We start from the raw sequence: 21426 nt of genomic DNA, 5'->3' as shown, positions 1-21426 counted from the left end.
TCCGGTCAGGCAGCGCGCGACTGCAGGCGCAGCCGCTGGAAATAGACATCTTCAAGGTCAGGGGCGACCGCCTGGAAGCCATCGCCGGGGTTGGTGGCGCTGTGCACGTGGATCACCGGACGCCCGCCGACCAGCCGCGTCGACAGCACCACATGGTTGGCTTCATAGCCGGCCAGTTCGGCGGTATCCACCTGCTTGCGCCAGACCTGCTGGTRCAGCGCCTCGATCGCATCGCTGGGCTTGCCGGTCAGCAGCACCTGCCCCTTGTTCATGATGGCCATGCTCGGGCACAGGTCGGTGACATCTTCCACGATATGGGTGGACAGGATCACCGCGACGTTCTCGCCGATGGCGGCCAGCAGGTTGAGGAAGCGGTTGCGCTCTTCCGGGTCCAGGCCGGCGGTGGGTTCATCCACGATCACCAGGCGGGGATCACCCAGCAGCGCCTGGGCGATGCCGAAGCGCTGGCGCATGCCGCCCGAGTAGGTGCCCAGCTTGCGCTTGCGTGCGTCCCACAGGTTCACCTGCTGCAGCAGCCCGTCCACCACCTCGCGGCGCTGCCCCTTGTGGGTGAGGCCCTTGAGCACGGCGAAGTGCTCCAGCAGATCCAGCGCGCTCACCTTGGGATACACCCCGAAGTCCTGCGGCAGGTAGCCCAGCCGGCGCCGCACCGCATCCTTGTCGCGCAGCACGTCGATGGCCGGCTCGCCGGGAATCTCCAGGGTCACGCTGCCACTGTCGGCCTCCTGCAACGTGGACAGGGTCCGCATCAGCGAGGACTTGCCCGCGCCATTGGGGCCGAGCAGGCCGAACATGCCGCGCGGGATATCGAGCGTCACCCCGTTGAGCGCGTGCACGCCGTTGGCGTAGGTCTTGGACAGCGAGCGGATCTGCAGCATGGGGCGGACACCTTTCCCTGTGTTGAAGAGCGAGTTATGGGCGCAAAGGGAGGACGCTGCATCCGCCGTAAGTCATGGATGGGTGGGCGAGTGGGGGGATGCTGTATGGCACAGAGCGACAATCCCGGGCTACGATCGGCACGGACTTCCCAGCCAACGCCCATCCCATGACCGCCCTCTCATCCTCGTCGCTGGGCAAGCGCCACCTCGATATCGCGGCTGTCATGTGGCTTCTGGGTGTATTGGGAGGCGCCGCCGTAGGCATGGCGTTTTCTCATATGGGCTACGACGGCGAAGGGCTTGCCCTTGCGTTGACATGGCTGGTGAACCTGGGTGTGGCCTGGCACCTTGCGAACGCCGCACAAGCTCAAGGCAGACGACGCTGGGTATGGGGCATGCTTGCCGCGATCTGGCCGGCTGCTTCGATGGGGGTATGTAGCTTTCTGAACTTCAGCCGCTGGTTTGGCTGGAGCAAACCACCTGCTTGAACCCGCTCAACCGCGCCGTGACGATTCCCGCAGCACCTGCTTCACCGCGATGGTCTGCCCGTCCACCGCCTCGCCGTTGATCAGCGCCAGCAGCTTCTCCACCAGCAGCTGCCCGGCCTGCTTGGTGTCCTGCTGCACGGTGGTGAGCGTGGGCGACACCGAGGCCGCCAGCGGAATGTCGTCGAAGCCGGCCAGCGCCACGTCCTGCGGGATGCGCAGGCCCTGCTCACGCAACGCCCGCATGGCGCCGATCGCGATCAGGTCGCTGGCCGCGAACACCCCGTCCACCTGCTCGCCGCGTGCCAGCAACGCGTGGCAGGCATCGAAGCCGTCCTGCTCGGTGGTGATCGCATCGTGCTGCAGGCCGGGCTCGGCGGTGATCCCGCGCGCGGCCATCGCCGCGACATGGCCGCGATAGCGCTCCTCGAATTCCGGGTAATGGCTGGACGCATGGCCGATGAAGGCAATCCGCCGGCAGCCCTGGTCCAGCAGGTGCGCGGTGATATCGAAGCCACCCTGGAAGTTGTCGCTGCCGATCGACACCCCGGGCTGGTCGGGCAGGGCCGCGCCCCAGCGCACGAAATGGGTGCCTTGCTCGACCAGCCGCTGCAGCCGCTCGCGCGACTCGTGGTAATCGCCGTAGCCGAGCAGGATGATCCCGTCGGCCTTGTTGCTGTCTTCGTAATCGGCCTGCCAGTCGGTGGACAGCTGCTGGAATGACACCAGCAGGTCGTAGCCGCGCAGCGCGCAGGCGCGGGTGATCGAGCCGAGCATGGCGTGGAAGAACGGGTTGATCAGCGAGTCGTCGTTGGTCGGGTCCTCGAAGAACAGCAGCGCCAGCGTGCCGGCATTGCGCAGGCGCAGGCTGGAGGCGTTCTTGTCGACCTTGTAGTTCAGCTCCCGGGCGATGCGCAGGATGCGCTCGCGGGTTTCGGGGTTGACCATCGGGCTGCCGCGCAGGGCGCGCGAGACGGTCGGCTGCGACACCCCGGCCAGGTGGGCGATGTCCAGGGAAGTGGCTTTGCCTCGGATGGTCATTGCTGGGGTACGGCGGGGGACGACGATCTGCATGATGCCATGCGCGGCAAGGCCGTGGCCCGGCCGGCGGGCGATGGCGGGATTACGCCAGCGGCCTGTGGAACCCGTCAGCGCCCTTGCCGCCCTTGGCGTGCGGGGGAATCTGGTCGGTTCCGGGCGGAATCCCCACAGGGCCGGGGACGGCGGCGATGGTAAGATGGTGCCTTCTGGACCCCCCCATTTCACCTGGGGCAGCCCCGCGTATCTGCACCCCGCCTTGGGCTGTGATATGACTGCGGCCTGCCCTCGGACAACGGAAGAGCAACCCTATGGCGCGCGGCATCAACAAAGTCATCCTGGTCGGCAACCTCGGCAACGACCCGGACGTGAAGTACACCCAAGGCGGCATGGCGATCACCCGCATCAGCCTGGCCACCACCAGCGTCCGCAAGGACAAGGATGGCAACCAGCAGGAGCGTACCGAATGGCACCGCGTGGTGTTCTTCGGCAAGCTCGGCGAAATCGCCGGTGAGTACCTGCGCAAGGGCAGCTCGGTCTACGTCGAAGGCAGCCTGCGCTACGACAAGTACACCGGCCAGGACGGTGTGGAGAAGTACTCCACCGACATCATCGCCGACGAAATGCAGATGCTGGGCGGCCGCGGTGAAGGCGGCGGCGGTGGCGGTGCTGCTGCCGGCGGTGGCAACTACGGTGGCGGCGAGCGTCCGCAGCGCCAGCAAGCCCCGCGCCAGGAGTACGGCGGCGGCGGCGGTGGTGGCGGCGGTCAGCGCCAGGGCGGGCAGGGTGGCGGTTATGGCCAGCAGCGTCCGCAGCAGGCACCGGCGCAGTCGGCGCCGCCGATGGACGACTTCGCTGACGACGATATTCCGTTCTGATTTTTAGCTGCAGAATTATGTAGACAAGGCCCCGGTAAGTACCTGTACTTACCGGGGTTTCTGCTATTTGCGGCCGCGGCTCTCCCATGTGCTGATCTCGTTTCCATCTTCCATTTGTAGAGGATGTAAACGATGGCACCAGAATTCCGTGTTCGGCTTGGTCTGTTCGCGTCCGGTGAACGCTCCCCGGTGCTTCCAGATCGGGAAGCATTTCCGCTCTTTTTGATACGCATCGGGATGCGTTCGGGGGCGAGCCGATCTGCAAGATCCTGCAGATTTCCCGTCTGGGTATCGACGGTATGCGGCGCTTCGGCGCGATCCGCAACAGCGCTGTTCGCGTGCGCACGGCGACGACCTCCTCGCTCCTCAGATCGAGCGTGTCTGGCAGTCCAACATGCAAGTCCACGGCGCGGTGAAGGTCTGGCGTCAACTGGCTCGCGAGGGAACGGCGGTGGCGCGTTGTACCGTCGAGGGACTGATGCGCCGCCTTGGATTGCAAGGTGTGAGGCCAGGCAAGACCGTGCGCACGACCATCAGTGACAGCTGGAACCCATCGGCTATATCCGGCCTGCCGAAGCCGAGGCAAACTACTATCGGCAACTAGCCAGTCAAGCCGCCGCGGTGGTGGCCTGACGTAAACCTACTGGCCTCCACCGAACCCGGGGGGATTCAGTTTGCGAGACCGGAACGCCGCCACTTTCATCCGGTTCCCGCACAGCGCCATGCTGCACCAACGGCGCTTTCGCGACTTGGTCGTGTCATGGAACAGCAGTGTGCAGTCATGCGCTTCACACTCGCGTACGTGCTGCAGGTCGCCACCGGCGAGGAGCCGGCTCAGCGCCACTGCGATGGGCTCCAGCAGGCTTTCTGCGCTGTCATCGCGGCGCCGTTCGACCACGCAAGGGCCTGCACCGTCAGTGGACGACTGCAGTTGAACGATCGGTCGGCCAGCCTCCAGCACCCTGTTCACCACCGGTGCCTGGAACGGTCGACCTGCCCGTGCAGCCGCCAGCAGTTCGCGTGCTTCGTCGCGCAGGGCGGCCGCCAGCGCCGCCACGCCCTTCGGAATGGGGACCGCGCCTGCGTCCAGGACGCCCGCCGCGGCCAGCCAGTCGACTGCCGCCTGGTCGCCCTGAAACACGTCCACCATGGCCGTACTGGGGCCGTAGGCCGAGTTGATGAAGTCGAGCGCCAGATCATTGGCCACGAACAGCGCGGGGGATGGAGCTGAGTCGATCATTCGTAACCCCTTTAAATGTTGTTGACAGGTTACCACTGCCGTGCGTAACCTTCAAATCAACTCCAATGTGGTTACATAAAACGCTCATGACTCCTTCGAGTACGCTCGCCCGATTCGGCGCGACGGCTGCCCTGCTCGCCGCCACCGCCACCGCCACCGCGCACGCCCAAGTCCAGTACCGCTACGAACAGGTGGGCGAGGTCAAGGTGTTCTATCGGGAGGCCGGCCCCCGTTCGGGCCCCACCGTGCTCCTGCTGCATGGGTTCGCGGCGTCGTCGTACATGTACCGGGACGTCATCGAGGCGCTGTCGGACAAGTACCACGTCATCGCCCCGGACCTGCCCTCCTTCGGTTACACCGAGGCACCTGCGCGTGGCGCGTATGACTACACCTTCGACACCCTGGCCGCGACCCTGCAGCGCTTCACCGAGCAGCTGAAGCTGGAGCGTTACGCGCTGGTAGTGCACGACTACGGCGCCCCGGTGGTATGGCGTCTTGCCAGCGCGAATCCAGAGCGGATCACCGCCCTGATCTCGCAGAACGGCAACGCGTACGAGGACGGCCTGGCGAAAGGGTGGGATCCGATCCGCGCCTACTGGAACGATCCCAGTGCGCAGAACCGCGCTGCCCTGGCTGAGTTCCCCACGGCCGCTGCGATCAAATGGCAGTACCTGGAAGGCGTGCGCGACCCCAGCCTGGTGGCGCCGGATGGCTACACCCTTGAGGGGCTGCATGTATCCAGGCCCGGCAACGCGGATATCCAGCTGGACCTGCTGCTGGACTACGCCTCCAATGTGCGGCTTTACCCCGCGTTCCAGGCCTACTTCCGGACGCATCGGCCGCCGCTGCTTGCCGTGTGGGGGCGAAACGATCCGTACTTCCTGCCCGCCGGTGCAGAGGCGTGGAAGCGCGACATTCCCGATGCCGAAATCCACTTTTTCGATACCGGGCACTTCGCGCTGGAGACGCATGCGGACGAGATCATTCCGGTAATCCGGGAGTTTCTGGATCGGAGGGTTGGCACGCACCGAAGCGGAGCGCAGTCGGGTCCTTGAACAACAGGAAACGCGCCGGCAGGCAGAATCCCCAACAAACCCAAAACGTTCCGGCCGCTGCACGACGATCCAGATGATTGAGTCAATCCGACCGTCCCGTCCAGAGTTGGAAAGGTGGCGTCGAACGCGTCTCGTTGGGTCGTATGCCAGCAGAGGGGAAGGGTGCGATTTGGCTTCCAGCTATTGCGGGTGTTCCCAGTGGATAGGGGGCAAGGATGTCAATAAGTTTATCTGGTAGGCGAAGTTGTTGACACTCGCGAGGCAGTAGTACGCTGGGTGCATTGCATGCCAGCGCAGGTGGCAGTTGTTTACCTTTTTGGTAGGCACAACCCTTTCAAGCAAAACGCACCGGTACGTCCCGGCAGAGCTTCAAGAAAATCCCCGTTCTTACGGGGATTTTTTGTGGGTCTTCGCCTGTTCACAGGGAGCAACGCAGATCGATCAACGGCTCGGTCAACGCAGATCGATCAACGGCTCGGGCAACGCAGGCGACCTTGAAACCGGATTTGTGTGCGCGGGAAGACCGTACGCACACCCGTAGAGCCGACCGTTGGTCGGCTTCTCCCAGCGCTCAACGATACCGACGTAAGCCCTAAGGTCGAGCCAAACGTCCGTGGGCTTTGTGCTCTGCAGCATGGGTTTTAGTGCACTGCGTCTTGCAAAAAAAAGACGCGCTCCTCTATGGTGCAATCGATTGCATTAAATCGAATCGTCAGCGTGTCATACCGGTTGGGAGGCCGGAAAGTGGATGCCTATCCATTTGATCGGACCAGGCCCAGCCCCGGGGCTCACACGGCGCCATGCGCTGCGCATGGCGGTGATCGGGAGCGTTGGCTTGGGGGTTGCGGGCGTTTTGCCTGCGTTCGCAGCCACCGCGCCGCTCAAGGGCAACCTGAAGCACTCCGTCGCCCGCTGGACGTTCCCGCAGCAATCGATTGCCCAGCTCTGCCAGACGGTGAAGGCCATCGGGTTCGCCGCCATCGATCTGGTGGGGCCGGCGGACTGGCCCACGCTGAAGGCCCATGGCGTGGACAGCGCGATGTGCAACGGCGCAGAGCTGGGCCTGACCAAGGGCTTTGCCGGCCGCGAGTTCCACGAGGAGCTGGTCGAGCGCTACACGCAGCACATCGACCTGGTGGCCGATGCCGGCTACCGCAACCTCATCTGCTTCTCCGGCAACCGCAACCGCATGGACCCCCAGGAGGGCATGGCCCATGCCGAGGCAGGGCTCAAACGCATCCTTGGGCACGCCGAGAAGCGCGGCGTCGTGCTGGTGATGGAGCTGCTGAACTCCAAGGTCGATCATCCCGACTACCTGTGCGACCACACCGCATGGGGCGTGGAGCTGTGCCAACGGCTCGGCTCGGATCATTTTGGTCTGTTGTACGACATCTACCACATGCAGATCATGGAGGGCGACATCATCGCCACCATTGGCAAGCATCACGCGTGCTTCAAGCACTACCACACCGCAGGCGTGCCTGGCCGGCACGAGATCGGAGATCAACAGGAGCTCCACTATCCCGCCATCTGTCGCGCGATCCGCGACACCGGTTTCGATGGCTATCTGGCGCAGGAATTCATGCCTGCGGCGCCGGATCCCGTCGGCTCGCTGCGCGAGGCGATCCGCCTCTGCGACGTCTGAAACGCTATCCACCAAGGTGAAGTAGAACCCATGGCAGACAATCACTACGACGCTATCGTCGTTGGCTCCGGCATCAGTGGCGGTTGGGCGGCAAAGGAACTGACCGAGAAAGGCCTCAAGGTCCTGATGCTGGAACGCGGACGCAACATCGAGCACGTCAAGGACTACGTCAACGCGATGAAGGAGCCGTGGGATTTTCCACACCGCAACCGGCCAACCCAAGCGATGAAGGCCGACTACCCGGTGTTGATGCGCGACTACGCGCTTGCCGAGAACCTCGAGGGAATGTGGGCCAACGAAAAGGAATCGCCGTACATCGAAACCAAGCGGTTCGACTGGTTCCGCGGTTATCACGTCGGCGGTCGCTCGCTGATGTGGGGGCGGCAGAGCTATCGTTTCTCCGACCTGGATTTCGAGGCGAACCTCAAGGACGGCATCGCCACCGATTGGCCGATCCGGTATGCCGACATCGCACCCTGGTACGACCATGTGGAGAAGTTCGCGGGCATTGCCGGTACCCGGGAGGGGCTGGATGTGCTGCCCGATGGCGAGTTCCTGCCGCCGATCCCGCTGAATATCGTCGAGAAGGATGTGGCCGCGAGGATCCGGAAAGCCTTTGGCGGAACGCGGCATATGATCCACTCGCGCACCGCCAACATCACCCAGCCCATGCCCGAACAGGGCCGGGTCAATTGCCAGTACCGCAACAAGTGCATCCTGGGCTGCCCCTTTGGTGCCTATTTCTCGACCCAGTCGGCGACGSTGCCGGCGGCCATGAAGACCGGCAACCTCACATTGCGGCCGTTTTCGATCGTCAAGGACGTGCTCTATGACAAGGACCGCAAGCGTGCGCGCGGCGTGGAAGTCATCGACGCCGAGACCGGCCAGACCTACCAGTACACGGCCAAGGTCATCTTCCTCAATGCGTCGTCCTTCAATTCGACCTGGCTGCTGATGAACTCGGCGACCGATGTCTGGGACGGTGGGCTGGGCTCCTCGTCCGGCGAGCTTGGGCACAACGTGATGGACCATCACTTCGGCGCGGGCGCCTCCGGCCGGGTCGACGGGTATGAAGACAAGTACTACTTCGGCCGTCGTCCCTGCGGCTTCTACATTCCGCGTTTCCGCAACGTCGCTGCGGACAAGCGCGGCTACCTGCGCGGGTTCGGTTACCAGGGCGGTGCCAGCCGTAACGGGTGGTCACGCGAGATCGCCGAGCTCAACATCGGTGTCGACCTGAAGGAGGCGTTGACCGTTCCCGGTGACTGGCGCATCGGCATGACCGGCTTCGGCGAAATGCTGCCGCACCACGACAATACGATCCGCTTGGACGCCGAGCGCAAGGACAAGTGGGGCCTGCCGGTATTGGCGATGGACGTGTCCATGCGCGACAACGAGAAGGCTATGCGCAAGGACATGGCCGCCGATGCTGCCGAGATGCTGGAGGCCGCCGGTGTCAGGGACGTGGAAATGCACGACAACGACTACGCGCCGGGCAAAGGCATCCACGAAATGGGGACCGCGCGCATGGGGCGTGATCGCAGCAACTCGGTGCTCAACCAGCACAACCAGGTCTGGGATGCGCCCAATGTCTATGTGACCGACGGTGCCTGCATGACCTCCAGCGCCTGCGTGAATCCTTCGCTGACCTACATGGCGCTGACGGCGCGGGCCGCCGACCATGCCGTGCGCGAACTGAAAGCGGGGAACCTCTGATGGATCGCCGCGAACTCCTGAAGATGATCGTCGCCGCCACCGGCGCGGCCATGGTCGGCCTGCCCGCGCTCGTCCAGGGACAGGCGCCCGCCGCAGGGGCGAAGACGCCTTTCTCCGACGCCGATGTGGGCACGTTGGATGAAATCGCCGAGACCATCCTGCCGCGCACGGCAACGCCGGGGGCGAAGGACGCCGGTGCCGGTCTGTTCATGGCGCGGTTCGTTGCCGACTGCTACACGCCCCGGCAGCAGGCGACGTTCCGCGCAGGGCTGGCCGATATCGACAAGCGCGCTGGCGGCCGGTTCGCGTCGCTCGCGCCGCAGTCCCGTGCCGAGCTCCTGCGCGCGCTGGATGCAGAGGCCAGGAAACACGCGGTCGACGTGACCGAGACCGGCACCGCCGCGGAAGGAGAAGCGATGCCGCATTACTTCACCATGATCAAGCAGCTCGCCATCTTCGGCTTCTTCACCTCGAAGGTCGGCGCGACCGACGTGCTGCGCTACGTCGCAGTACCGGGCCGCTACGACGGCGACCTGCCCTATGTGCCTGGCACGCCCGCCTGGGGGACCAGCTGATGAACCGCAACACGTTGATCAGGCTTCTCCAGGTTGCAGCTGGCCTGCTGGCCACGGCCTCCGTGTTTGCACAGGCCGAGACCGATCCCGCGCGCGATCCAGCGAAGACCGAGGTGTGGACGCCCGTGCCTGCAGTCGTGTCCACGCCTCAAGGGAGGGCGCCCTCCGACGCGATCGTGCTGTTCGACGGCGACGATGTCTCCGCCTGGGAGTCGGAGCAGGGCGGACGCGTACCTTGGCGTGTAGCCAATGGCGCACTCACAGTGGTTCCGGGCAGCAAGGGCATCCGCACCCGGCAGCGCTTCTGCGACATCCAACTGCATGTCGAGTGGCGCACGCCCACCGAGACGAAGGGATTCGACGGTCAGAACCGGGGCAACAGCGGCATCTTCCTGCAGGAACTGTACGAGCTGCAGGTGCTGGACAGCTACAACAACCCGACCTACGCCAACGGCCAGGCCGGCTCGATCTACAAGCAGGCCATGCCACGGGTGAATGCCTCGCGTGCGCCGGGGCAGTGGCAGGCTTACGACATCGTCTGGAGGGCGCCGCGATTCTCGGCAGGCGGCGGACTCACCTCACCGGCCCGCATCACCGTGCTGCACAACGGCGTGCTGGTGCAGGACGACACCGTCATCTCGGGCAGGACCGAGTACATCGGCGCACCGTCGTACGCGCCGCATGGGTGCGCGCCGCTCTACCTGCAGGAACACGATGCCAAGGTCAGCTACCGCAACATCTGGGTACGCGAACTCTGACGGCGCAGGGCCGGCGCCAACGCCGGCCTGCTACTTCGCCAGGAAACTGGCGATGTCATCGATCTCCTGCTTTGACAAGTGGGAGAAGGGCGGCATCAACCCGCCGCCCTTGCTGATCTTCTCCTTGATCTGCACAGGCGTCATCCGCTTGCCGATGTCGGTGAGCGCGGGGAATGCGCCGGGCATGCCCGCGCGATCCGCGCCGTGGCAGGCCGTGCAGTGGGCCGCATACAGCGTCGCGCCCGCAGCCGGGTCGTCCTTGGACCACGCCGATGGCGCATGCGTTACCGCCCAAAGGGCCAGCGTCAGTGTCAGGGTCGTTTTCAAGCAGGGCTCCTTTGCGGGCTAGCGCGGTGCGCGGGCGGGCGGGCTGACGGTCAGGTGTTCGCGCAGGTAATCGGCACCGGTCTTGATGACCTTGGCAGGATCACGGGGTTGGTCGTGCTCGATGATGTACCACTGCACGCCGGCATCCGCTGCGGCGGGCAGGATCGCGTTCCAGTCGAGCACGCCCTGACCGACCGCGGCGAAACCGCCTTCGTCTTCGGCCTGGCCTTTGGGCGCATTGTCCTTGGCATGCACTGCGAACAGCCGGCCGCGGAACTTGCCCAGCATCACCGCCGGGTCGTAGCCGGCGCGCGCCACCCAGGCAAGATCCAGCTCGGTCTGCAGGTCAGACCCGGCGGCGGCGAACAACAGGTCCAGACCGGTCCTGCCATTGAAGTCGACCAGCTCGAAGTCGTGATTGTGGTAGGCCAGGCGCATGCCCTCGCCCCGTACCTGTTTGGAGATCCGGCCCAGTTCCTGGCCCAGTGCGGTCCAGCCCGCGGCGTCCGTCGGCCGATCTTTCGCGTCCAGGTAAGGCACCACCAGCGTGGTGTTGCCGATCGACCGGTTGAAGGCCACCACGCCGGCCAGGTCCTTGCGCAGCTCGGCCAGGGGCACGTGCGACGAAATCGCCTTGATCGCGTATCGGTCCAGCAGCTGCTTGAGTTCGGCGGCGCTGACGCCCTGCGTGCCCACCGTTTCCACCGCACCCACGCCCGCGTCATGGACGATCTTCAGCTGCTGGTCCAGCGAGCCGGCGTTGCGCAACGAGTACATCTGCACCGCGATGGGCGCTCGCGGGGCGACGACGTCGTGCGCGAAGGCGGGCAGGGCAGCGAGCAGCAGGGCGAGAATTGCAGTTCCGCGAACAGAGGTGTTCATCAAGAGGGTCTCCCGGGATTCAGCCGATGGTGGTCCAGGCGCGTGTCCTGGCCGATGCAATGACGCGGTCGACGATCAGCGCCGAGCGCACGCCGTCTTCGAAGGTGGGCAGGCCCTGCGGGTGCTCACCTTCGATGGCGCGATAGGTGTCGGCGACAAACGCCTCGAAACACTGGCCGTAGCCCTGCGCATGCCCGGCGGGCAACACCGACAGCCGGCGTTGCTCGGCACTGCCGGCGCCCGGCCCACGGACGAAGACTTCCTCGCGCTGGTCGGGCAGGCCGATCCACAGCCGCTCGGCGTCTTCCTGGTTGAATGCCACGCTGGCCCTGGCACCGTCGATCTCGAACCAGAGGCGATTACGACGCCCGGCCGATACCTGGCTGACCGTCAACGATGCCAATGTGCCGGCGCCAGTGCGGAACATCGCCGCCGCCACGTCCTCGCTCGCAACCGCCTGCATCGCGCCACCGGCCGCCGCTGTGGTGAAGCTCTGCCCGGTGTCGGTGCTGCGCTCGGCGATCACGGTGGCGAAGGCCGCGCTGACGTCGACGAAACGCTCGCCGCTGACCCATTCCACCAGGTCGCACCAATGCGAGCCGATGTCGGCGAACACGCGCGACGCGCCGCCCAGCGCCGGGTCCACGCGCCAGTTGTTGCTGGCCGGGTCCAGCAGCCAGTCCTGCAGGTAGCTGCCGTGGATGAGGTGCAGCGGCCCCAGTTCGCCCTGCGCGATGCGTGCTCGTGCCTCGCGCACCACCGGGTGGTAGCGGTAGACGAAGGGCACCGTGGCGACCAGCCCGTTCGAGGCGGCCAGTGCAGCCAGGGCCTGGGCGTCTTCCAGCGTCGTCGCCAGCGGCTTTTCGCAGACCACGTGCTTGCCGGCTTCCAGTGCCGCCTGCGCCATGGCGCGGTGCAGATGGTTGGGCGTGCAGACGTGCACCACCTGCACCTGTGGATCGGCGACCACCTCTTCGATGTCCCGATAGGCATGCGCAACACCCCACGCCTGCGCCACGTCGCGTGCGCGTTGCGGTGACGAGGCGGCCACGCCACGGATCTCCGCACCGGCCAGCAGCGCCGCGCGGCGATGTACGGCGCCGATCATGCCGGTACCGACGATGGCAATTCCAAGCTTGGGCATCGGGTGCGGTCCTCAGGGGGTGGAAGGGGCGACCGCGACCACCGGCCGGTCGCGGAAGAGCAGCAGGAAGGCGACCAACACGACCAGCGCGACACCTGCCGGGAACAGCCAGATCTTCTGCCAGTCCGGGCCCGCCGCCGTGGTGTAGTGCTCCACCACCGCGCCGGACAGGAACGTGCCGATCAGCATGCCAACGCCGTAAGTGGCCAGGGTGATGAAGCCCTGCGCGCTGCTGCGTGCGGCAGGGCCGGCATGCGCATCGGTGTAGATCTGCCCGGTGACGAAAAAGAAGTCGTAGCAGATGCCATGCAGCACGATGCCGATCACCAGCAGGGAGAAACCGCCGCCCGCATCGCCAAAGGCGAACAGGACGTAGCGCACCACCCACGCGGCCATGCCCACCGCCAGCATGGTCTTGACCCCCAGCCGCACGAACAGGAACGGCATGGCCAGCATCAGCAGGACCTCGGACACCTGGCCCAGCGATTGCAGGCCGGCGGCGCTGCGTACGCCCAGATCGTTGAGATACGGATTGGTGAAGTTGTAGTAGAACGCCAGCGGGACGCAGATGGCGATGGAGGAAAGGAAGAAGACCAGGTAGGCGCGCGACTTCAGCAGTCGCAGCGAATCCAGCCCCAGGATCTGCCCGAGACCGGCATCGCGCTGTTGCGCCAGCGGCGGCGTGTGCGGCAGGGTGAAGGCATACAGGCCCAGGGCCAGCGACGCCATCGCGGCCATCTGGAACGTCAGCTCCAGCCGGTGTGCCTGTTCCCAGCCCAGCCAGCCGATCAGCACGCCCGCCACGATCCAGCCGACGCTGCCGGCCACCCGCACCAGCGGGAACTGTTTCTCAGGCGATTGCATGTGCCGCATCGCCACGCTGTTGGCCAATGCCAGCGTCGGCATGAACAGCAGCATGTAGCCCATGACGCAGGCGAAGAACATGCGGAAGTCGGTTGCCGTGGACGCCAGCCACATCAGCACCGCGCCGGCCAGATGCAGCACCGCGAGAATGCGCTGCGCCGCGAAGTAGCGGTCGGCGATCAGGCCGACCAGGAACGGCGCGACGATGGCGCCGATGGACTGGCTGAGGAAGGCCGTCGCCACCTGGCTCGCAGTGGCCTGCAACGGCCCCTGCACCAGGTACGTTCCCAGGGTCACGAACCACGCGCCCCAGATGAAGAACTGCAGAAACATCATCGCGCCCAAGCGCGACATGGTGTGCCTCATGGCTTGCCCTCCCAGGCAGTGATGGCTCAGATCCCCAGCATGCGGCGCAGTGATCCAGGATCGGTGCCGCTGTCGGCAAAGTCGTCGAAGGCGCGCTCGGTCACGTGGATGATGTGGTCGCGAATGAAGGCGGCGCCTTCGCGTGCGCCGTCTTCCGGGTGCTTCAGGCAGCACTCCCACTCCAGCACCGCCCAGCCGGGGAAATCGTATTGGGCGAATTTGGAGAAGATCGCCTTGAAGTCGATCTGGCCGTCCCCGAGCGAGCGGAACCGCCCCGGACGATCGATCCAGTCCTGGTATCCGCCGTAGACGCCACTGCGCGCACTGGCGTGATACTCCGCGTCCTTGACGTGGAAGATGCCGATGCGCGCGTGGTAGCGGTCGATGAAGCCGAGGTAGTCCATCTGCTGAAGCAGCAGGTGGCTGGGGTCGTACAGGATCTTTGCGCGGGGGTGATGGTCCACCACGTCGAGGAAGCGCTCGAAGGTCGCGCCGTCGTGCAGGTCCTCGCCCGGGTGGATCTCGAAGCACAGGTCCACGCCGCAGGCGTCGAACGCATCCAGGATGGGACGCCAGCGGCGGCCGAGTTCGGCGAAGGCTTCGTCCACCAGCCCCGGCGGGCGTTGCGGCCAGGGATAGAAGTAGGGCCAGGCCAGCGCGCCGGAGAAGGTGGCGTGCGCCGCCAGCCCAAGACGCTCGCTGGCCTTGGCCGCGAGCATCAACTGCTCCACCGCCCAGGCTTGGCGGGCAGCCGGATCGCCACGCTTGTCCGGCGGCGCGAACCCATCGAACAGGCTGTCATAAGCGGGATGGACCGCGACCAGCTGCCCTTGCAGGTGGGTGGACAGCTCGGTGATCTGCAGGCCATGCCCGGCCAGCATGCCGGCGATGTCGTCGCAGTAGGCCTGGCTGCGCGCCGCCTCGGCCAGATCGAACAGGTGGGGCGCGCTGGTGGGTACTTGTACGCCAGAATAGCCCAGCCCCGCGGCCCAGCCGGACAGCGTGTCCAGCCGATCAAAAGGAGGTGTGTCGCCGATGAACTGCGCCAGGAACAGCGCTGGACCCTTGAGCGTTTTCAAGAGGATTCGCCCTCGATGCAATCGATTGCATTATCCTAGCAGGGGCATTTGAAAGACCCGTTGTGCACTGCACAGCGGAAGGAAGAGGTAACGCCATGGCCACCATCTACGACATTGCAAAGCACGTCGGCGTCTCGGCCGGCACGGTGTCGCGCGCGCTGTCCCGACCGGAGAAAGTGCTGCCGGCCACGCGCACGCGCATCGAGCAGGCCGCCGCCGCCTTGGGCTATGTCCCCAACACGGTGGCCAGAACGCTCAAGACCCAGCGCAGCGGCAAGATACTGGTCACCGTGCCGGACATCGCCAACCCGTTCTTCGCCCAGATCCTGCAGGGCGCGGAGGACGCGGCGCAGGCCGTTGGCTACGCTGTACTGCTGGGCGATACCCAGAACCTGCCCGAGCGCGAGGAGCGCTACGCGCAGATGCTCCGGCGCAACGAGGCCGACGGCCTGATCGTGCTGGGGCATCGCCTCCCGCCTACGGCACGTGACATCGTCCAGCAGCAGGGCATTGCCGCGCCGGTGGTCAACGGCTGCGAGTTCGATCCCGCGCTGGGCATCCCCAGCGTCCACATCGACAACGCGGCCGCCGCGCGCGCGGTGATGGACCACTTGTATGGCCTGGGACACGAGCGCATCGCCGTCGTGGGGGGGCCGCCGGACAATCCCCTGCACCAGCAGCGACTGGAAGGGGTTCGGGCAGCCGGCAAGGCGCGCGGTCGCCTGCGTCACCTGAGCGTTGTCCCGGGTGACTTCTCCGTGGAATCCGGGCATGCAGCCGGGGTGGCGCTGTTGACCAGCGCGACGGTGCCGACCGCCGTGTTCTGCTTCAGCGACCAGATGGCGCTGGGCGTCCTGGCCGCCTGCCGGGACAGGGGCATCCGCGTACCGCAGGACCTGTCCATCGTCGGCTTCGACGACCTGGCGTCTTCCCAATACCTCACGCCGCCGTTGACGACCATCCGGCAACCCATGCGGGAGATCGGCGAGCGTTCGGTCAAGCTGCTGCTCGCCATCATCGAACGGATTGATGTGCCGCTCCAGCAAACGCTGGATTTCAGCATGATGGTACGGGGCTCGACTGCCGCGCCCCGGGAGTAGGGGACGGCAGGCCAAACCGGTAGAGCCACCCCATGGGTGGCTGCACGTGGAATTGGATCGGCACCGCAGCCACCCATGGGGTGGCTCTACAATCGGTTCGCGCTCGCCTCTTCCGGCGCCGCGCGCATCGGCGGGCGCCGGCACGGTGCAGGCCCTGCCTCCGCAGTCCGGCACGCGCGTTCCTTGAACAGCACTTTCAGGTTGCCCGCAGCGGCCGGTGCCGCATCCACTACCATGGGCCACCTGCCAGGATGCGCCGCCATGTCCCTTGTGATCCCCACCTTGCCCAAGCCCCCCACCGCCCGCATCGCGGCCTGGTTGCTGATGTTGCTGGGGATGTGGCTGGCACTCAAGCTGGGCCTGGTGGTGACGCTGCTGTCGGGGCTGCTGGTGTTCCACCTGACCCATCTGCTGGCCTCCACCGTTGAGGGCAAGTTGCCGCCAGGGCGCGCGCGTGCCTACTCGGTGATCGTGCTGTCGGCGCTGATCATCGGCGTGCTGGCACTGGCCGCGATCGGCATCGCCTCGTTCTTCCGCACCGAAACCGGCGGACCCGATGCGCTGCTGATGCGCCTCATGGACATCCTCAATACCTCCCGCCACCAGGTGCCGGCGCTGCTGCAGCCCTACATTCCCGAGGACCTGCAGGCGCTGCGCACGGCGGTGAACGACTGGGCCGCCACCCACCGCCAGCAGCTCGGCATCGCCGGCACGTCGGTAGTGCAGATCAGCGTGCGGGTGCTGATCGGCATGGTGCTGGGCGCGATGATCGCGCTATACGACGAACTGCCGCTGCCGAAGATGGGGCCGCTGGCGCAGGAACTGATCGGGCGCACCTCGCGGCTGGCCACCGCGTTCCGCCAGGTGGTATTTGCGCAGGTGAAGATCTCGCTGCTCAACACGCTGTTCACCGCGATCTTCCTGCTGGTGGTGCTGCCGCTGTTCGGCGTGCATGTGCCGCTGTCCAAGACGCTGGTGCTGATCACCTTCCTGGCTGGCCTGCTGCCGGTGGTGGGCAACATCATCTCCAACACGGTGATCACCATCGTCGCGCTGTCGGTGTCGTTCTACGTGGCGATGGCCGCGCTGTTGTACCTGGTGGTCATCCACAAGCTGGAGTACTTCCTCAACGCGCGCATCGTCGGCGGTGAGATCCAGGCGCGCGCGTGGGAGCTGCTGCTGGCGATGCTGGTGATGGAGGCCGCGTTCGGTCTGCCGGGGTTGGTGGCTGCGCCGGTGTTCTACGCGTATATCAAGCGCGAATTGCTGGACCAGCGCTGGATTTGAGGAAGGCCGGCCACGCAGGGCGTGGCGCTACCGTGCAGGCGGCGCCGCATGGCCTGGCGGTAGCGAACGTGAGGTAACGACACGCGGTAGCCAACACCGCGGCACGCGTGGATGGATTTACCGAGGGACCGGCCGCCCCGGCGTGATCGCCTTGCTGCGCCGGTACTCCGCACGGCTGGTCTGGTAACGCGCGATGCTCTGCCCCAGCTCATCCAGCGCGCCGGCCGGCATCCACAACTGCTGCGTGCCACGGGTCATCGCGGTGTACGCCGCGCGCACCGGGTTGTGCGCGTAGCCACGGCCGAAGCCGGTGCGGAAGCAGCACATCGACATCGCCACCTGCGCGAACTCGGTGTTCTTGGCGTGCTCGACCAGCATCAACTGCAGTGGGGCCTCGTGGAAGGCGGCCAGGCGCTGGGTCAGTTCGATGAAGCGGTCGCGGTTGTAGCCGCGCATGAACATGCGCGGGATCTGCGGCATGTCCTGTTCGTTGCACTCGGCCAACAGCGCTTCCCAGCGCTGGCTGCTGCCGCCGTGCGAGGTCATTTCGCGATAGGCCTCTTCGCCGCGGTTCACCTCGCGGCCCACGCTGGACAGTGTGTCCGGATGCACGCCAAAGGTGACCCCCGCTGCCGCCAGCCGCTGCGCTTCTTCCAGCAGCCGCCACGGATTGCCGTAGACGCGCGCGCCACTACCGGGCACATCGTCCCATGCGAGGTAGGTTCTGGCCAGTGTCGGCTGGTCGGGCGAACCGGCGAATGGCCCGTCGAAATAGCCGGTGGCATCCAGCGCCACGGTCTCGTTGACCAGTTGCTCGACCATCGGGCCCTGGCGCACCGAATGCACGATCTCCAGTTTCATGCCGGTGGCAAAGCGCGGTGAGCGTCCGACCAGGCGCTGGTTGGGATCGCCCAGGCTGATCACCGAGCCTTCGTAGCCGGACAGCAGTGCCTTCCATGCCGGGCTCATGTCGTGGCCTTCGTCGATCAGCAGGGTGCCCCAGGTGGCCGGGATCTTCGCCCCGTGCAGCGCCAGCCATTTGCCGATGTGGTCGACGTTGAGGCTGAGCAGCGTGGCTTTCTGCAGCACCGGATCGAACATGCAGCGCCACACATGCTCGGCCGCCGCGATGTAAGGACCTGCATCGATCATCGCCCACGGCAGCGCGCGCACGAAGTGGCGCGGCTCCAGGCGTTCGCCCGGCGAGCGGCACCAGCTCGCGATGCCGTCGAAGGCCACGCGCAGCACGCTGGTCGGCGGTTGGTTGCCGATCGGCTGCAGGCCGATGCGCTGGGCGATATCGCGGAAAGAGGCCTTGCTGATCTGGAAGGTCGGGCGATAGGCGGTACCGAGGATGCCCTGGCGGAACGCGCTGCCGGCAACCTGGTTGGCGAAGCTGATCTGCGAGAGGATTTCCACCGGCAGCGCACCGCTCAGCCGGCGCCGGAAGGCCTGCACCTGGCTGGGGCGCGGGGCGATGTAGGTGTAGCGCCGGGTCGCGCTGTCCAGCAGCTGGAGGATCAGGTGGGTCTTGCCGGCGCCCGCATAGGCGTCCAGGTCGATGTGCTCATCGTCGTTGGCCACGATCGCGCGCAGCGCGCGGGCCTGTTCGGCGGTGTAATCGTGGGTGCGCTCGACGTAGGCGGGCGCCTGCAGGGCGTCGCCGCCGGTCGCGTCCTGGGCGTCCGGGTCCACCGCCGCATCGGTGTAGAAGCGGATCGTGTGCGGCTCCAGCGTGGTGCGGCAGGCAGCCTGGAACGGGTCCACCGGGTAGTCGTCCGGCGACAGCTGGCAGAACTGCTGCACCACCGCCTCCGGGCCCAGCACCACGCCCTGCAGGGCCAGCGCCTCCAGCCAGTCGTTCAGGCGCGTCGGCAGGCGGGGCGCCAGCGCATGGAACTGCGCGGCGGCAGCGTCCGGATGCGCGGCAAACAGCCCGCACGCCTGCTCGATCAGCCGGGTCAGTGCAGCGCTGTGATGGGTTTTGCCCTGGCACAGCGCGGCGGCGAACAGCCCGGCACGCTCCAGCGCGGTGGCCGGGATCTGCGCACCTTCAAGAAACGCAGCAACCGCTGAGGAGGTCAGCGGCAGGAAATACACAGATTGGGTCGGCAGGGGCATTGCAGGGGGGATCGGACGGCTGCCGGCAAGGTAGCAGATGCACCCCGGCTGCGCGCAGAACGGGGCGTCCTGTCGCAGGCGAGCGCGGCGTTGACGGTGTGCCGGCCCTGCGCTGACCCACCGCGGTCACATCGCGCTGCCCACCGGCGCGGTGCGGCGTGCTTCCTGCGCGGCCTTTACCTGGCGCCACCATGGCGTGCCTGGCTGCGGTGCATCCAGGTCCAGGCGCTCGCCCATGCCCGGCGTGGCCAGCGCGATCGAACGCTGTGCGGCCAGTGCGCTGACCCGTTCGAACGGCTCGTCCCATTGGTGCAGGGCCAGGTCGAAGGTGCCGTTGTGGATGGGCAGCAGCCAGCGCCCGCGCAGGTCTTGATGGGCCTGCACGGTCTGTTCGGGCTGCATGTGCACGAACGGCCACTTGGCATCGTAGGCGCCGGTTTCGATGAAGGTGACATCGAACGGCCCGTAGCGCTCGCCGATGCGTTTGAAGCCATCGAAATAGCCGGTGTCGCCGCTGAAGAACAGGCGCAGTCCGTCATCGAGGATCACCCAGGACGCCCACAGCGTGCGATCGCGGTCGCGCAGGCCGCGACCGGAGAAATGCTGGGCTGGCGTTGCGGCAAAGCGCACCCCGTCCACCTCGGTTTCCTGCCACCAGTCCAGCTGGCGCACGCGCTCGCGCGGTACGCCCCAGGCGATCAGCCGGTCGCCGACGCCCAGCGGGGTGAGGAACACGTCGGCCCGGGTGGCCAGGTACTTGATGGTGGCGCGGTCGAGGTGGTCGTAATGGTCGTGCGAGAGCACTACGCCGCGGATGGGCGGCAGCGCATGCAGCGCGATCGGGGGCGCGTGGAAACGCTTGGGGCCCATCCACTGCACCGGTGAGGCGCGCTTGGAGAACACCGGATCGGTCAGCCACCAGCCGCCGCGCAGTTTCACCAGCAGGGTCGAATGGCCCAAGCGGTACAGGCTGTGCTCGGGCGCCTGGGCCAGTTCGGCGGCGGTGATCGCACGCACCGGCGGCGCCTGCGGGGGCGTGGTGCCGGCAGGGCGGTCGAACAGGAACTCCCACAGCAGTTTGAGCGTACCGGTCACGGTTTCCTTCGGCTTGGGGGCGGCGTTGGTGAAGTGGCCGCCGTGCATCTGCGGCGAGGCGTCATGGTTGGCGATAGGCAAGGTCAGGGTCATCCCGAGAATTACGGTGAGGGTGAAGGCGACGGCAAGCAGGGGGAGGGCTCTCATGCGCCACCTTCAGGCTTATGAGTGTTCAGGCACTCATTTATTGGGTCAAAGCTACGAATCAACGTTGGATGCCTTTCCAGAACAGGTCGAAGCCGGCCTGCTGCAACTGCTGCCGCTGGTCGGGTGCGGCGGCCATCGCTTCCAGCGTGGTCTCCAGCAGGTTGATCAGCACCCGGCCCAGGTAGAACGGCAGGCGCTGCGGATCGATGTGGTCGGCCAGGCGGGTTTCCAGCGACTGCAGCATGCTGCCGAAGAGGCCGGCGCACTGGGTGCGGGTCTGTTCGCTGATGCGCTCGGACACCTTCAGCTGGCGCAGCGCCATGCGGTCCACCGGGTAGGCCGAGCCCCAGGCGACCAGCGCGTACCAGGCGTGCTGCAACAGGTCATGGGCATCGGCGTCGGCGGGGAAGTCGGTGGCCAGCGCCTGCGACAGCCGGGTTTCCAGGCGGACGAACAGCGCGTTGAGCAGCGCGTCCTTGGTCTCGAAGTAGGTGAACACCGTGCCTTCGGCGACCTTGGCCGCGCGCGCGATCTGCGCCGTGGACGCGCCAATGCCCTGCGCGGCCACCCGTTGGGCGGCAGCGTCCAGGATTGCATCGCGTTTCTGTTCGCTGAGCGGGCGGGCCATGGGAATGAGTAAGTGAGTGCTTGCTCATTTATAGTCCGGGCGCGGTTGCGCTGCAAGTGCAGGCGAAGGTCTGGCCGGGATCCGTTCAGCCCCGGCG

General features: G+C 66.2%; 20 protein-coding genes and 1 pseudogene. 10 read left to right on the top strand and 11 right to left on the bottom strand.

Annotated elements, in window-relative coordinates; all coding sequences use genetic code 11:
• Positions 1 to 5 precede the first annotated feature (5 nt).
• Positions 6 to 899 carry an ABC transporter ATP-binding protein gene (locus AC1DR7_RS08940; RefSeq protein ID WP_478076450.1) on the bottom strand — a complete coding sequence of 298 codons (894 nt, stop codon included), beginning with the start codon at positions 897 to 899 and terminating at the stop codon, positions 6 to 8.
• A 167-nt stretch (positions 900 to 1066) separates the two neighbouring features.
• On the opposite strand from AC1DR7_RS08940, the gene AC1DR7_RS08935 reads away from it, so the two are divergent.
• Positions 1067 to 1387: a hypothetical protein gene (locus tag AC1DR7_RS08935; protein ID WP_457319487.1), complete on the top strand. Its 321-nt coding sequence runs from the start codon at positions 1067 to 1069 to the stop codon at positions 1385 to 1387.
• A 6-nt stretch (positions 1388 to 1393) separates the two neighbouring features.
• On the opposite strand, the gene AC1DR7_RS08930 is transcribed toward AC1DR7_RS08935, so the two are convergent.
• The gene (locus AC1DR7_RS08930) at positions 1394 to 2425 is read right to left on the bottom strand and encodes a LacI family DNA-binding transcriptional regulator (protein ID WP_256776396.1); all 1032 of its coding nucleotides are present in this window, start codon (positions 2423 to 2425) and stop codon (positions 1394 to 1396) included.
• 308 nt (positions 2426 to 2733) lie between these two features.
• Between AC1DR7_RS08930 and AC1DR7_RS08925 the strand changes: the two genes are divergently transcribed.
• Positions 2734 to 3300, top strand: coding sequence for a single-stranded DNA-binding protein (locus AC1DR7_RS08925; protein ID WP_478050916.1), 567 nt, complete (start codon positions 2734 to 2736; stop codon positions 3298 to 3300).
• 224 nt (positions 3301 to 3524) lie between these two features.
• Positions 3525 to 3844: pseudogene (locus AC1DR7_RS08920) on the top strand (IS3 family transposase); the annotation flags it as partial.
• Positions 3845 to 3940: 96 nt separating this feature from the next.
• On the opposite strand, the gene AC1DR7_RS08915 reads toward AC1DR7_RS08920, so the two are convergent.
• Positions 3941 to 4540 (bottom strand): CGNR zinc finger domain-containing protein, encoded by a 600-nt coding sequence (locus AC1DR7_RS08915; protein ID WP_457321581.1) that lies wholly within the window; start codon positions 4538 to 4540, stop codon positions 3941 to 3943.
• A gap of 86 nt (positions 4541 to 4626) precedes the next feature.
• Here AC1DR7_RS08915 and AC1DR7_RS08910 point away from each other — a divergent pair, with 86 nt between their 5' ends.
• The 5 genes from AC1DR7_RS08910 to AC1DR7_RS08890 all read left to right on the top strand — a co-directional run bounded on the left by AC1DR7_RS08910 (position 4627) and on the right by AC1DR7_RS08890 (position 10289).
• Complete coding sequence (locus tag AC1DR7_RS08910) at positions 4627 to 5595, top strand: alpha/beta fold hydrolase (protein ID WP_478050915.1); 969 nt, start codon at positions 4627 to 4629, stop codon at positions 5593 to 5595.
• A 748-nt stretch (positions 5596 to 6343) separates the two neighbouring features.
• Positions 6344 to 7240 (top strand): hydroxypyruvate isomerase family protein, encoded by an 897-nt coding sequence (locus AC1DR7_RS08905; RefSeq protein ID WP_457319211.1) that lies wholly within the window; start codon positions 6344 to 6346, stop codon positions 7238 to 7240.
• Positions 7241 to 7270: 30 nt separating this feature from the next.
• Complete coding sequence (locus AC1DR7_RS08900; RefSeq protein ID WP_478076449.1) at positions 7271 to 8956, top strand: GMC oxidoreductase; 1686 nt, start codon at positions 7271 to 7273, stop codon at positions 8954 to 8956.
• Entirely contained in the window at positions 8956 to 9531 is a 576-nt protein-coding gene (locus AC1DR7_RS08895; RefSeq protein WP_457319213.1) for a gluconate 2-dehydrogenase subunit 3 family protein, read from the top strand. The genes AC1DR7_RS08900 and AC1DR7_RS08895 overlap by 1 nt, the downstream gene beginning before the upstream one ends.
• The gene (locus tag AC1DR7_RS08890; protein ID WP_457319214.1) at positions 9531 to 10289 is read left to right on the top strand and encodes a 3-keto-disaccharide hydrolase; all 759 of its coding nucleotides are present in this window, start codon (positions 9531 to 9533) and stop codon (positions 10287 to 10289) included. Before AC1DR7_RS08895 ends, AC1DR7_RS08890 begins: the two co-directional genes overlap by 1 nt.
• Positions 10290 to 10319: 30 nt before the next feature.
• On the opposite strand, the gene AC1DR7_RS08885 is transcribed toward AC1DR7_RS08890, so the two are convergent.
• From AC1DR7_RS08885 to AC1DR7_RS08865, 5 genes are read right to left on the bottom strand one after another with little or no spacing between them, the layout of a single operon-like run.
• A complete protein-coding gene (locus AC1DR7_RS08885) occupies positions 10320 to 10616 on the bottom strand; it encodes a c-type cytochrome (RefSeq protein WP_457319215.1) in 297 nt (98 codons plus the stop codon).
• An 18-nt stretch (positions 10617 to 10634) separates the two neighbouring features.
• Entirely contained in the window at positions 10635 to 11498 is an 864-nt protein-coding gene (locus tag AC1DR7_RS08880; protein WP_478050914.1) for a sugar phosphate isomerase/epimerase family protein, read from the bottom strand.
• 19 nt (positions 11499 to 11517) lie between these two features.
• Positions 11518 to 12642, bottom strand: a complete 1125-nt coding sequence (locus tag AC1DR7_RS08875; protein ID WP_457319217.1) for a Gfo/Idh/MocA family protein — start codon at positions 12640 to 12642, stop codon at positions 11518 to 11520.
• A 12-nt stretch (positions 12643 to 12654) separates the two neighbouring features.
• Positions 12655 to 13872, bottom strand: a complete 1218-nt coding sequence (locus AC1DR7_RS08870; protein WP_457319218.1) for a nucleoside permease — start codon at positions 13870 to 13872, stop codon at positions 12655 to 12657.
• Between the two features lie 26 nt (positions 13873 to 13898).
• Complete coding sequence (locus AC1DR7_RS08865; RefSeq protein WP_457319219.1) at positions 13899 to 14951, bottom strand: sugar phosphate isomerase/epimerase family protein; 1053 nt, start codon at positions 14949 to 14951, stop codon at positions 13899 to 13901.
• Positions 14952 to 15046: 95 nt separating this feature from the next.
• On the opposite strand from AC1DR7_RS08865, the gene AC1DR7_RS08860 reads away from it, so the two are divergent.
• A complete protein-coding gene (locus tag AC1DR7_RS08860) occupies positions 15047 to 16051 on the top strand; it encodes a LacI family DNA-binding transcriptional regulator (RefSeq protein ID WP_478051825.1) in 1005 nt (334 codons plus the stop codon).
• Positions 16052 to 16312: 261 nt separating this feature from the next.
• A complete protein-coding gene (locus tag AC1DR7_RS08855; protein ID WP_256776382.1) occupies positions 16313 to 17338 on the top strand; it encodes an AI-2E family transporter in 1026 nt (341 codons plus the stop codon).
• Positions 17339 to 17455: 117 nt separating this feature from the next.
• On the opposite strand, the gene AC1DR7_RS08850 is transcribed toward AC1DR7_RS08855, so the two are convergent.
• The 3 genes from AC1DR7_RS08850 to AC1DR7_RS08840 all read right to left on the bottom strand — a co-directional run bounded on the left by AC1DR7_RS08850 (position 17456) and on the right by AC1DR7_RS08840 (position 21329).
• Positions 17456 to 19459 (bottom strand): hypothetical protein, encoded by a 2004-nt coding sequence (locus AC1DR7_RS08850; protein WP_478051823.1) that lies wholly within the window; start codon positions 19457 to 19459, stop codon positions 17456 to 17458.
• A gap of 126 nt (positions 19460 to 19585) precedes the next feature.
• Positions 19586 to 20647: an MBL fold metallo-hydrolase gene (locus AC1DR7_RS08845; protein ID WP_478051827.1), complete on the bottom strand. Its 1062-nt coding sequence runs from the start codon at positions 20645 to 20647 to the stop codon at positions 19586 to 19588.
• Between the two features lie 112 nt (positions 20648 to 20759).
• Positions 20760 to 21329, bottom strand: a complete 570-nt coding sequence (locus AC1DR7_RS08840) for a TetR/AcrR family transcriptional regulator (protein WP_457318698.1) — start codon at positions 21327 to 21329, stop codon at positions 20760 to 20762.
• Between the last annotated feature and the right edge of the window lie 97 nt (positions 21330 to 21426).

The sequence above is a fragment of the Stenotrophomonas sp. P5_A9 genome (assembly GCF_056400525.1).
Note: the sequence above shows the minus strand (reverse complement) of the source record. Positions and strands in the feature narration are given on the sequence as shown.